This window comes from Aeromonas dhakensis, from assembly GCF_000820305.1.
GTDB lineage: Bacteria > Pseudomonadota > Gammaproteobacteria > Enterobacterales > Aeromonadaceae > Aeromonas > Aeromonas dhakensis.
Map to the genome: position 1 here is coordinate 29,110 of NZ_CDBH01000064.1, position 12,642 is coordinate 41,751.

At 56.1% G+C, this 12,642-nt stretch carries 10 protein-coding genes and 2 pseudogenes; 2 read left to right on the plus strand and 10 right to left on the minus strand.

Annotated elements, in window-relative coordinates; all coding sequences use genetic code 11:
- Positions 1-173: 173 nt before the first annotated feature.
- From BN1143_RS18395 to BN1143_RS18410, 4 genes are all read right to left on the minus strand, one after another.
- Positions 174-1,829 carry a cation acetate symporter gene (locus BN1143_RS18395; protein WP_042051644.1) on the minus strand — a complete coding sequence of 552 codons (1,656 nt, stop codon included), beginning with the start codon at positions 1,827-1,829 and terminating at the stop codon, positions 174-176.
- The gene (locus BN1143_RS18400) at positions 1,826-2,137 is read right to left on the minus strand and encodes a DUF485 domain-containing protein (protein ID WP_010633800.1); all 312 of its coding nucleotides are present in this window, start codon (positions 2,135-2,137) and stop codon (positions 1,826-1,828) included. The genes BN1143_RS18395 and BN1143_RS18400 overlap by 4 nt, the downstream gene beginning before the upstream one ends.
- 109 nt (positions 2,138-2,246) lie before the next feature.
- Positions 2,247-2,873, minus strand: coding sequence for a 3'-5' exonuclease (locus BN1143_RS18405; protein WP_042051645.1), 627 nt, complete (start codon positions 2,871-2,873; stop codon positions 2,247-2,249).
- A gap of 1 nt (position 2,874) precedes the next feature.
- Positions 2,875-4,662 (minus strand): putative nucleotidyltransferase substrate binding domain-containing protein, encoded by a 1,788-nt coding sequence (locus BN1143_RS18410; RefSeq protein ID WP_042051646.1) that lies wholly within the window; start codon positions 4,660-4,662, stop codon positions 2,875-2,877.
- A 176-nt stretch (positions 4,663-4,838) separates the two neighbouring features.
- Between BN1143_RS18410 and BN1143_RS18415 the strand changes: the two genes are divergently transcribed.
- Positions 4,839-5,645, plus strand: a complete 807-nt coding sequence (locus BN1143_RS18415; RefSeq protein ID WP_042051647.1) for a crotonase/enoyl-CoA hydratase family protein — start codon at positions 4,839-4,841, stop codon at positions 5,643-5,645.
- A 174-nt stretch (positions 5,646-5,819) separates the two neighbouring features.
- A complete protein-coding gene (locus BN1143_RS18420) occupies positions 5,820-6,071 on the plus strand; it encodes an ogr/Delta-like zinc finger family protein (protein WP_042051648.1) in 252 nt (83 codons plus the stop codon).
- Positions 6,072-6,483: 412 nt separating this feature from the next.
- Here the strand turns inward: BN1143_RS18420 and BN1143_RS22810 are convergent.
- The 6 genes and pseudogenes from BN1143_RS22810 to BN1143_RS18440 all read right to left on the minus strand — a co-directional run.
- Positions 6,484-6,735: pseudogene (locus BN1143_RS22810) on the minus strand (cold-shock protein); the annotation flags it as partial.
- Between the two features lie 157 nt (positions 6,736-6,892).
- Positions 6,893-7,954 (minus strand): hypothetical protein, encoded by a 1,062-nt coding sequence (locus BN1143_RS22490; RefSeq protein ID WP_156141321.1) that lies wholly within the window; start codon positions 7,952-7,954, stop codon positions 6,893-6,895.
- Between the two features lie 369 nt (positions 7,955-8,323).
- The gene (locus tag BN1143_RS22495; protein WP_156141322.1) at positions 8,324-9,112 is read right to left on the minus strand and encodes an HNH endonuclease signature motif containing protein; all 789 of its coding nucleotides are present in this window, start codon (positions 9,110-9,112) and stop codon (positions 8,324-8,326) included.
- A 383-nt stretch (positions 9,113-9,495) separates the two neighbouring features.
- Positions 9,496-9,909: a hypothetical protein gene (locus BN1143_RS18430; RefSeq protein WP_331428972.1), complete on the minus strand. Its 414-nt coding sequence runs from the start codon at positions 9,907-9,909 to the stop codon at positions 9,496-9,498.
- A gap of 2 nt (positions 9,910-9,911) precedes the next feature.
- Positions 9,912-10,882: pseudogene (locus BN1143_RS21545) on the minus strand (replication endonuclease); the annotation flags it as partial.
- A gap of 92 nt (positions 10,883-10,974) precedes the next feature.
- The gene (locus BN1143_RS18440) at positions 10,975-12,474 is read right to left on the minus strand and encodes an alanine/glycine:cation symporter family protein (protein ID WP_017764317.1); all 1,500 of its coding nucleotides are present in this window, start codon (positions 12,472-12,474) and stop codon (positions 10,975-10,977) included.
- Positions 12,475-12,642: the final 168 nt, after the last annotated feature.

Consider the following 12,642-nt stretch of genomic DNA (forward strand, 5'->3'; position numbering starts at 1 on the left):
AGCAAGAACTGTGATCCGGGTCTATTGCAGGGGGGATTTGGATGGTGGTGCTGGGCACTCGCGCACCCTGGCGGCCATGGCCGTATCGATCCGATAGCAACGGGCGCTGACCGCTGTCTGTCGGCATGAAAAAAGCCGGCCCTGAGGCCGGCTTGCAACTGTCAATGGAAGGCTCAGTGGGAGCTGGCGCTGGCGGCGCCAAGTCCGGTCTGGGAGCGGACGAACTGCGGGAAGAACTTGGCGTGCTCGTCGGCGGCATTTTGTGACTTGTCGGTCACCGAGAAGAACCAGATCCCGACAAACGCCAGCCCCATTGAGAAGAGGGCGGGGTACTCGTAGGGGAAGATGGCCTGGGCGTGACCCAGCACCTTCACCCACACGGTCGGGCCCAGGATCATCAGGCTGACTGCACTCACCAGCCCCAGCCAGCCGCCATAGACGGCGCCGCGGGTGGTCAGGCGTGACCAGAACATGGAGAGGAACAGCACCGGGAAGTTGCAGCTGGCGGCGATGGAGAAGGCCAGTCCCACCATGAAGGCGATGTTCTGCTTCTCGAACAGGATCCCCAGCCCGATGGCAACCACACCCAGCACTATGGTGGTGAGCTTGGAGACGCGCAGCTCGTCGGCTTCGTTGGCCTTGCCCTTCTTGATGACGCTGGCGTAGAGGTCGTGGGAGACCGCAGAGGCACCGGCCAGGGTCAGCCCGGCCACCACCGCCAGTATGGTGGCAAACGCCACGGCGGAGATGAAGCCGAGGAACAGGCTGCCACCTACCGCATCGGCCAGGTGAATGGCCGCCATGTTGGTGCCGCCCAGCAGGGCGCCGGTGGCATCCTTGAAGTCGGGGTTGGTGCTGACCAGCAGGATGGCGCCAAAGCCGATGATGAAGGTGAGGATGTAGAAGTAGCCGATGAAGCCGGTGGCATAGAACACGCTCTTGCGCGCTTCCTTGGCGTCACTCACGGTGAAGAAGCGCATCAGGATGTGGGGCAGGCCGGCGGTGCCGAACATCAGGGCCAGACCCAGCGAGATGGCGGAGATGGGATCGGCGACCAGGCCGCCCGGGCTCATGATGGCAATGCCCTTCTCGTGCACCTTGACCGCTTCACTGAACAGGGTGCCGATGTCGAAGTTGACCGACTTCATCACCATGATGGCCATGAAGCTGGCACCGGAGAGCAGCATCACCGCCTTGATGATCTGCACCCAGGTGGTGGCCAGCATGCCGCCAAACAGTACGTAGAGCACCATCAGAATGCCGACCAGCACCACGGCCACATGGTATTGCAGGCCGAACAGCAGCTCGATGAGCTTGCCGGCACCGACCATCTGGGCGATCAGGTAGAGGGCGACCACCACCAGCGAGCCGCTGGCGGAGAGGGTGCGCACCTCGGTCTGCTTGAGGCGATAGGAGGCCACGTCGGCAAAGGTGTACTTGCCGAGGTTGCGCAGCCGTTCGGCGATCAGGAACAGGATGATGGGCCAGCCCACCAGAAAGCCGATGGAGTAGATGAGACCGTCGTAGCCGGAGGTGTAGACCAGCGCCGAGATGCCGAGGAAGGAGGCGGCAGACATGTAGTCACCGGCAATGGCCAGACCGTTCTGGAAGCCGGTGATGCGCCCGCCGGCGGCGTAGTAGTCGGCAGCCGAGCGGTTGCGCTTGGAGGCCCAGTAGGTGATGAACAGGGTCGCCGCCACGAAGACCACGAACATGATGATGGCCGGGATGTTGAGGGGCTGGCGATGCACTTCGCCGGTCAGCGCATCGGCTGCCATCAGGGGGAACGATGCCAGCAGGGCCGGCAGCAGCAGAAACTTGCCTTTCATGATTTCACTCCCTTGAGGATCTTCTGGTTCAGTTCGTCAAACTCGCCGTTGGCCCGAAACACGTAGACACCGGTCAGCACGAAGGCGGACAGGATGAGACCTATTCCGACCGGGATGCCGCGGGTGACGGAAGATCCTTCGCTCAAGGGGGTGCCAAGCCAGCCGGGGGCAAAGGCGATGAGCAGGATGAACGCCAGGTAGAGCCCCAGCATCAGGATGGAGAGGGTCCAGGCGAAGCGCTGGCGCTTGGCGACCAGCGCCTGGAAGTTGGGATCTTGCTGGATCCGAAGATACGGTTGCTGTTCCATTGCAGTGCTCCATGACGTTGAGTGTCAGCGGTGGATGAGGGAGTTCCCTACCGGGCAGCCTAAGCCGCCCATGTAACCAAAATGTGAATCAAATGTTATTTGTGGACAATTAGACTTTGGGATAAGCCAGTGGCCCGCCCTGATGCAAGCGCAGGAAGATGAGGCCCGCGGTGATGGCGTCGCTGAGGGCGTCGTGGGCGGGCAGGGGGGGAAGCGCCAGATGGCGGCAGATCGCCGCGAGATGAAGATCGATGACGGCCTCAGGATAGCGGCGATAGAGCTGATCGTGGTAAAGCCGGCTCACTTCTATGCCCCGCTGCACCAGGGTCAGCCCCCACAACTTGCGGCAGGCCAGGTTGAGGATGCGCAGATCATAGGCGATGTGATACCCCACCAGTTCACGGGGGCCGATGAAGGCAAGCAGCTGATGCAGCGCGGCTTCCAGCGGCATGCCCTGTTGCAGATCCTGATGGCGCAGACCGTGGATCACCACCGACTCGGCGGTGAGGTTGTCGGGTGGCAACACCCGCAGGGAGAGCGCTTCACCGGTCAGCAGCCGGTTGCCCCGAATGCGCACCGCCCCGATGGCGACGATCTCGGCCCGGTCGGGATCCAGGCTGGTGGTCTCGAAGTCGAGGGCCACCCACTCGTCGGCCGGGGGGGCGGCAAAGAGCGGCGCGAACGCCGAGGTGTGAAAGCGGCGGCCAAGCCAGTGACGACGCAGGCGGCTCAACACGCTATTGTCTCAGACGAAAGTGCAAGGTGAGCCACTGCTGGAATTTCTTCACCTGATGCAGCGCCTGGCGCAGCAGGTCCCGCTCGCCATGGCTGAGATCATTGACCTGCACCCGGCTCTCCCCCTCCTTGAGCTGGCTGCGCAACCTGAGCCGCACGAACAGTCTGAACGCCTCCGCCAGATCGGCGCCAAAGCTGGCGCTGAGCCGCTCTGCCGTCACCAGCGCCTCGATCCGCCCCAGGGTGGAGGTCTCCAGGATGGTAGCTTCCAGCGCCAGCATGCGGATGCCGTGCACCAGCGGGAAGAGGCCGCCACGTTTCAGATCCAGCCCCTCCGGTGCCCGTTCCAGCCGGCCAAACAGGGTGAGGGGGGTGTGAAAGGCGACCGCCGGTCGCACCATCTCCGCCAGCAGATCTCCCCGCTCGGCCAGCTGCTCGCGCAACTTGCGGGCAACGGGGGGAAGGAGGGCGCGATCGCCGGCGATGGGGTGGGCGTCGGCCAGGGTGGCCAGCCAGAGCAGATCCTCTTCCCTGGCTTCGACACAGGCCCGCTCGATCTTCTGCAGCCAGCCGTCGAGGGGTTTGACCCAGGCGGGGTTGTTGACCATCACCCGGCCGGGGCAGGGTGGGTAGCCGAGCCTGGCCAGCAGCTCGCTGAAGGCGGCCAGATCCGCCTGTTGGGTGGGCCAGGACAGGTCGGCGGGCAGGATCAGGGCATTGTCCTGATCGGTTTTGAGGATCTGCTCGCCGCGCCCCTCCGAGCCCAGCATCAGCAGGCAGACCCGCTCCTGCACCTCGGGCGGGATCACCAGCGCGAAGGCCTTGGCGATCAGCTGCTCGTTGATGGTGGCGATGAGCTTCATCAAGAAGGCGGTGTGGATCCCCTGGGCGAACAGGGAGCGGGTCAGCTGCTGCTGTTCACGGGCCACCGCTTCCAGTGCTGGCAGAGTGTCGGCACGGGCGATGCGCAGGGTCAGCACGTGGGAGTGGGTGGAGAAGAGGCCGAGCACCTGGGTCAGGTGTAGGATCCCCGCCACCTCCTGTCCCTGCCAGACAACCAGCCGCTTGATGCGGTGGCGGGTCATCAGCAACAGGGCATCGAACAGATAGCTGTCAAGTGGCAGGCCGATCAGCGGGGTGGGGGTCAGCACCGCCAGCGGCGCCGTCAGCGGTAAGCCCTTGAGGGTCAGGGCGTGCAGCAGGGTCTTGCGGGTCGCCAGGCTCAGGCTGCCGTCCGTGGCGGGGTAGAGCAGGCAGTCGGTGCCCCTGGCCACCATGGCTTCGGTGGCGGCCAGGAGCGACAGGCGGCTGTCGACGATGAGCGGCGGCTGCAGATGGCCGGGTTCGATGCGGGTCAGGATGAACTCCGCCAGATTCTTCTGACCCAACTGGGCGCGCTGCTCCTGCAGCTGCTGCCGCTGTGCCAGGCTGGCGGTGAAGTAGCGGGCGAAGGTGTCGTTGCCTTCACACAAGGCCAGGAAGGTATCGCGGGGGATCAGCTGGCAGAGCAGATCTTCCAGCGCGTTGAACTGGTGGCGACAGTGGCCGTCGAACTGGGCGCGCACGTCGAACATGTCCCCCTCGCCGTAGTCGCCAAACTGATGGTGGGCGGTCGACTCCTCCACCGCCCCTTTGATGACGAGGTAGAGGCCGGGCGGGGCGTCGCCGGCCTTTAACACCGGCTGGCCGGCGCGAAAGTAGCAGATGGAGAGGGCCTGCCCCAGTTGTTGGCGCTCAGGCTCGCTCAGGCACTCAAACGGCGGACGGGCAAAGTTGAACAGAGTGGTCATGGCAATCCTTGGCCGGTGGCGTCAAATCAGTCTGACAAAGCGGCGTGCTGCCGGCCAGCCGACTTTAGTCGCACGCGCCGTAGCGATGGGAAACCGGGCTCCTCGCTGTACCTAGCGATAACACTCTGATAACGTGGTGGTATGACCAGTGTGAGCTCAGGAGAGGACAGGGGAAAATGGAAAAACCAAGGGTCAAATGCGAGATCCGGGACGGCATCGCCGAGGTGATGCTGGCGCGGGGCGACAAGCTCAATGCGCTGGACAGGGCCATGTTCAGCGCCATCGACGGGGTACTTGAGCAGCTGCGCCAGCACAAGGGGTTACGGGCGGTGATCCTGCACGGGGAGGGGCGGGCCTTTTGCGCCGGGCTGGATGTGAAATCCATGCTCAAGCAGCCGGTGGCGGCGCTCGAGATCCTGAAACGCGAGGCGGACGAAGCCACCAACCTGGCCCAGCGGGTGGCCTATGGCTGGCATCAACTGCCGGTGCCGGTAATCGCCGTGACCCAAGGGGTCTGCTTTGGCGGCGGGCTGCAGATTGCGCTGGGCGCCGACTTTCGCTTCAGCACCCCCGATTGCCGCTTCTCGGTGATGGAGATCAAGTGGGGCATCATCCCCGACATGAGCGGCAGCGTCACCCTGCGCAACCTGATGGGGGTGGATACCGCCATGGAGCTGGCCATGAGCGGGCGCGAGCTGGCGGCGCCGGAGGCCAAGTCTCTCGGGCTGGTGAGCCGGGTCTGCGACGATCCGCTGGCCCAGGCGCGGGAGTTCGCGAAGACCCTCATCACCAAGTCGCCGGACGCGCTGGCGGGGATCAAGCAGCTCTACAACCAGGCCTGGGCCCGCAGCGACGAGGCGATGCTCAAAGAAGAGACCCGGTTGCAAAAGCAGATCCTGGGACGCCCCAACCAGTGGCGCGCCACCCTCAACAGCCTGTTTCGCTGGCGCCTGCCGTTCGGGCCGCGCCGCAATGCGCTCTGACAGGCAGGGATAAACAAGAAAAGGCATCGACCTCTTCGGTCTTGAGCGCCTGTGCCGTAGCTGGACTCACGATCGTGTTCAGGTCAGATGACGGCAGTGTAATAGGTCGGATTGCAGGCCTCAGCGTTTGCTGTGGCAAGATAGGTTGTTGATTTGGATAGAAAAGGGGGCGTAATGCGGGTTTATTGCAACGTGTATAGCCAGCGGGGCCGCATTACTCAGACCAACCGACTGAGCGATGATGTCTCGGATCTCTACTGCCAGTGCACCGATGCAGAATGTGGTCACAGCTGGGTGGCCACCTTGTCGTTCGCCCATACCTTAAGTCCCTCGGCCAAGACCACCAACCAGCTGGTGCTGAGCTTGATGGGCTCGCTGACGCCAGAGGGGCGGCAGCTGGTACTCAAAGGACTGGGGGCGCAATAGCGTCCCCAGTTGTTCCTATTGATTCAACACCGTCATATATTGCTTGCGTTATGTAGCAGAGACTTAACGCTTCACATTAGCTGCGCGCGCCTTTGGCGCGTCCACTGGAGACGTTTGTTATGTATTTTACTGCAAAATTTAGGACAGCCCGTATTTGGCTTGATAAAGCAGGCTTAGTTATTAATAAGTAGGCTATTGCAGGTGATAGTTTATAATAAGCATTCACAAATGCTCTGCCCGCGATACATTTTAAGTAATGTGTTATCTCGATATTTGAGCAGCTCTCTTACTTGGTAACACGAAGGTTCACCATAAACACCTGTAGCTATGAAGCAATTATTAAATGTTATTACTATTGCAACACAATATGGGCAAACCAGACTTTTCTGGGCTGCCTCGATAAGTAATGATTCTAGGTACAATTTTTACCACAACTCGGGCAGTTTACTTTGTTATCAAAGGATCGAGTGTTCTGCGAGGGTGCTTTTGCTGTAATTGTGACATTAATTGCTTTTGGACCTTTATTGCCAGGCCTTGACTCAAACTGAACCGAATCACCATTTGATGGCAGCGATGTACCATTGATGCTCTGAACATTGAAATAATGATCTTCTCCACCTTCAGACGGAATGAAGCCGTAACCCTTCTCTGAGTTAAACCATTTTACAGTGCTTTGTACGACATCTCATTTTTATTGCAAATAACACCTTGTTAAGGTGTAAGCAACCCAACGCCGAAGTTCTCGCATACAACCTTAAACACAACGTATGGCAAAAATACCTAGAGTTGTGAATCACTCTTAAACAGATTTTTATAAAAATTCACCAATCCATGTTTGCTGCTTGGTCAAACTGATGGCTTAGATGCTCTACAAATTCCTCCATGTCTTCACGGCTCGACATTGCTCTAGCATAAGAGCCGTCCTTCGCCATAGTCAGAATCACCGGTAGATAGCTTTCCATAACATAATACATTGCTGGAGAAATTTCAGAACTCCAAAGAAACTCAGTAAAGCTTTCAAGTAAAGATATTACTTCATCTTCGTTAAATGATAAACCACCAAATAAGGAAAATTTATTTTTCCCTTTTTGATGGGGCATTATTACAGGTACTGCGCCTACAGATGAGTGAAAGTGAAATGTTTCACCGTTTTTGCCAAATGCTCCATGAGCAATAAAAGTTCTTAACTGGCGTCGGACAAAAATTAATTGATCAAAGTAATTCTTAGTCTCTCGATCAGTAATATCCAATGCTGAAGTGAACTTTTCTTGCCATTCAGCAAGAGCAAGATTTGCAACACTGTTTCCATCAGATTCGCCTCTAGCTACCACAGTTAAATGTACAAACAAATTTTCAGTCCAGCTAAAAAATGCTTCTATAGCTGAAATCGCTAACCAGTTTGCATTTTTCCTAAGTTGAAAGTAAGGTCGCTCATGTGTCGAAAAAGTACCATGTTCTGTTTTAGTTGTTTTAGTTGTTTTAGTTGTTTTAGTTGTTTTAGTTGTTTTAGTTGTTTTAGTTGTTTTAGTTGTTTTAGTTGTTTTAGTTGTTTTAGTTGTTTTAGTTGTTTTGGTATGCACTTCTTCCTTTCGTTCGATGGCCTCCTGCGGCTCCTTTTTATAAAGGTTCAACAAATATTCGTATCGACCAAACAGTTCAGTACAGTTGTTACTTACATTAAGATGCGACTTGGAGACAGCTTCCGTTGCAACCCATTCATAATATGATTCAGCTACCTTTACTGCTTTTTGGATAGCTTTGGTTATTTCCATGGCTTCAGTTTCATCATTCTTCAGATCGTAAGCAAATACACCGAGCCCAAATTTTCTATGTTCTACTAAAAAGGCCTTTCCATTGTAATCAATTGGAATTGACCATGACACTTTTTCACATGGACCTAAGTCATTAAAACCGAGAAGGTCATGCAATAGAAAATAGACTAAGTAGTATGCAGGTAATTGTCTACCTGCATTTGTGCGTCCGGCCTTTAATAGAAAATCTTGAGGGGTGACTGTATCTTTAGTTGCTGGCTTTACATTCCCTAATGCTCTTAATGCCCGCTAAATCAATAGTTCTTTGTCTTCTGGCATAACCAATTTTGCCATTCGCTGACTCCATTTTTCTAACGCTGCATTAAGATGTGAGCCACATAGTCTCCAAGCCTAAACCGTAGCATCATAAACACGAAACCAAACTTTGAACTGAATATGCCAAGCGTTAGGTATTATAGTTAAATGCTATGTTATACCTATCTACCACTTGATCTCTTTAAATTGATAACGAATGTAATCGACAAGCTCCGCATGACTATTAATAAAATTTTGAACAAGTGGGTTCACTGTCTGTTCGACAAGTCCTATTTGTTCTTCTGATAGGAATCTCTTGTTCATTACAATAAAAAGTCCATTGTCTTCTCCGACATACGTATTGTAACAGATAGAGTCAGAACCAAACTCACCTAATGGATAAAATTCATTCCCACATATATTACTCAACGTAAAATTTTCTATATTGTTTGCATCTAACAAAAATGATTCCCACAACTTAGTAAGTTTTTTATCCCAAAATGGATAAGCCTGAGGGTTACCTTTTCTAAAATTATAGAAAACCTCTGAGATATCAAACCTCAAGGATAGTTTGCGAGGTAGGTCCATTGCCATTCCTCTCAGGTCCAAGAATGGTATGAATTCAAAGAGAATATTTAATGACTGGAGGTCATGTTCATATTCTCGAGTCCTATTAATACGTGCAGCGATATCAGCTTCGTGTTCTGATTTAGTGTGACGGAGCCAATTTTCCGTATATTCTAACGGTAGAGAATCAACTTTCTTATGATCAATAGAACACAGCAAAATCAAATTGTCATACGTGTCATTTCTAGGGGTATTTTCATCACCTCTAGGCCCTTTTGAGCTTTTTGCGATTATGTGGGCCATTTCCCCGATAACTACTTCGTCCTCTATTACATCTCGCTTGCACATATTGCATTGACCGGCCGACCGGCTGAACAACTTTTTAATATCAGTTTGATTAATAGCCACTTCTTTTATCCTTTACCTTCCGAGAGACATAACGTCGATTAGATGGATGGCGATACTAATCCGTTAAGGGAGCCTTCCATATAATTTCGAATCACCCTGATAAGCATTATGAAAAAACCATTTTAAATCATAACCTTATCATCTACCTCTGGTGCTGAACATATGCGCGGCGGTTCCTCTTTTGGCTCCGCTCGTGTCGAGGTGCAACAATACACTCAAGGAGCTGTAATGGAAAGATCCACCAAGCCTCGTTTTCGTGAACAAGTCAGGATTGTGATCGAGACGACCCGTATTACATGGAATAGGTAGGGCGGCGGAACGAGAGAGAAGGGAAAAGCGAGGGCCTTCTGGTACTCATATCAGCAGGCCCTGAGCAGTATTTCTTAAGGCTGTGCGAGGGCCTCCTCATGTTGATGATGGTCAACCACGAGCTGGTGCAGTGCAGGCTGGTAAGTTGGGTTGATCTGTGCGGTTGTCCCTAGGTTGGAGAGAGCGGTGATGGCACACAGGATGGTGTTGTTCTGGTCGATGACCACAAGGTGAGCCCCTTCTCGATATGGCGGTTGGCGCTGGACTGAAATGGGTTCGGCACCTCTGGGACGATGGCTGGCAGGGCCAGCTGTGCTGTGCGAGGGTACCGGCGGTGCAGGATGGCGCAGGCCACGTACTGCTGTTTGCCCTTGAATCCTCATCCACTGGCTTATCTCTTTAGCAGGCCAGCGCTGCTGGAGAATGCTGGTCACCCGATTATCCAAGCGGCGGTACTCTTCGCGGCTGACGGCCTTTATGTTGTACATACTCACACCTCGCTGTGGTCGTTCTGTTCTAGCACCCACTCCTGGGTGTCCAGTCTCTCCAGTTCTGCCCACATGTGGGACAGGTATGGCTGCGGCAGCATTTCGATCCAGCTGTGCGCCCCGGCGTGGCCTTGTGCTTGGTAAACCTTACAGCACAGCTCAATCAGCATCGGCCAGTCCTCATCCCCCTCTGGTACAACGTATTCATCCAGCTGGCTCTGCTCTGCGGGTGGCTGGCCATCGAGCTCCCAATCCGGATCGCTTGGTAGCGATCTGCACGATTGCAGCTGTCCGTTCTCCAGCCGGAGGGTGAAACCGTCAGCCGTGACGCTGGCACCAGCCCGTAATCGATAAATGGAGAAGGGCGATAACCCCCATTGTTCCCTCATGATCTGGTCTGTGAAGGCATCAGGATCTAGCCGCGTACAGTTATTGTCAGAGCTCCAAGGTGCCGGGCTGTCGCCCGTCTTAACCCCAACCCCCTCGCTGCAGCCTAGGCGGCTTTCCTGGCTTCATGGGTGCCGGCAGGCACAATTTCCCACCCTTGCAGGCGGGTCTTGATGCCCAGGCGAGCGGAGGTAATGCCCATCAGGCGCTTGATGTCTTCGCCATAGCTGTTTGCTTGCTCCTCAATAAGGTGGGCCAGCTTGATGGGGTGTTCGACACGGGTGGCCAGTGCGCCGCCCATGGCGTGCAGGTAGCAGCGAAAGATGCCGTTATCTGCGGCAAAGCGGGCTGCCTCAAAGCGCGGGTCTTGCAGCACTGGCTTGGGTGGGCCAACCAGTTCGGCATGCTGCTTGGCATTGCTGATGCGGCGCAGCTCGCGCCATACCCCGACCGGGGCGCCGCCGTTCTGCTGGAAGGTGCGAATACCCCACCAACTGGCCCAGGCCACGGCATGCAGGGCGCCCTCATCGGCGGCGGTGCCAGCCTCTTCGTCATCGTCCAGGTAGGCGCCGTCGATGTTTTTGGCACGCAACTAACTGATATTAATGAAAATCATTGAAATTAAGGAAATAAAAATGGCAGCCAAGGCTGCCATTTTTGTTGGGGAGTGGTGCGCGATCAGGAGATCTTGCGATCCTGATCCGGCTCGAACGAGTGACCGGATTTCTCCTGCTCCAGGTTGTCTTCGGAGCGGTGACCAGACCAGTAGTCGGCGTTCTTGATGCCGAGTTTCTCCGGGTGGAACACCGGATCCAGCCCTTGGGCCTGCTGGGCCTCGTAGTCTTTCAGACAGGTGAAGGCGGTCTTTTGCAGCAGCAGGATGGCGATGATGTTGAGCCAGGCCATCAGGCCGACCCCGATGTCACCCATGCCCCAGGCCAGATCGGCGGTCTTGACGGTGCCGTAGACAGTGGCGGCCATCAGGGCAATCTTCAGCAAGAAGGTGAGCCAGGGGCGATTCATCTTGCGGTTGATGTAGGCGATGTTGGTCTCGGCGATATAGTAGTAGGCAACGATGGTGGTGAACGCGAAGAAGAACAGCGCGATGGCCACGAACATGCTGCCAAAGCCAGGCATCATGCTCTCCATGGCGGTCTGCACATAGCCCGGGCCCGCAGCCACGCCGGCAATGCCGGTATAGAGCGCCGCGCCATCCGGTCCCTGCACGTTGTAGAGGCCGGTGATGAGCAGCATAAAGCCGGTGGCGGAGCAGACGAACAGGGTGTCGATGTAGACGGAGAACGCCTGCACCAGGCCCTGTTTGGCCGGGTGGCTTACCGCGGCGGCGGAGGAGGCGTGCGGACCGGTACCCTGGCCTGCTTCGTTGGAGTAGACCCCGCGTTTGACCCCCCACATGATGGCCAGACCCAGAATGGCACCGAAGCCGGCATCCATCCCGAACGCGCTCTTCCAGATCAGCAGGATCACGCCCGGCAGCGCATGGATGTTGAGGGCGATGATGACGCAGGCGACGATGATGTAGCCCAGCGCCATGAAGGGCACCACGGTACTGGCGAAGCTGGCGATACGCTTGACGCCACCGAAGATGATGAAGCCGAGCAGCAGTGCCAGAGCGGCGGCGGTGACGTTCGGATCGATATCAAACGCGTTTTGCAGGCTGGCGCCGATGGAGTTGGCCTGCACCCCTGGCAGCAGCACGCCGCAGGCAAACACGGTGGCAATGGCGAAGGTCCAGGCGTACCACTTCATGCCAAGCCCTTTCTCGATGTAGAAGGCCGGGCCGCCGCGGTATTCGCCGTTGATCTTCTCCTTGTAGACCTGACCCAGGGTGGACTCCACGAAGGCGGAGCTGGCGCCGAGGAAGGCTACCATCCACATCCAGAACAGGGCGCCCGGGCCACCGAAGGTGATGGCGGTGGCGACCCCGGCGATGTTGCCGGTACCGACGCGACCGGCCAGGGTCATGGCCAGCGCCTGGAAGGAGGAGACCCCCGCATCCGTGCTCTTGCCATCAAACATCAAGCGGATCATCTCCTTGATGTGACGCAGTTGCAAAAAGCGGCTGCGCAGGGAGAAGTAGAGGCCTACCCCCAGACACAGGTAGATGAGCGCAGGGCTCCAAATCACACCATTGATGGCATTGACGATCTCATTCATGTACAACAACTCCTTTGTTGTGCTGTCTTGTTGGCGGGGTCTCTGCCCCGCTCCCTTAAATTTCAGGTGACCCTGGAGTCACTCGTTATGATTGGGGACCGGTCGGTGGCGGAAGTTTCCACTGGCCAGTCCGCGGGTTTTAACATATCGATTTGTGCAAGGGCTTCC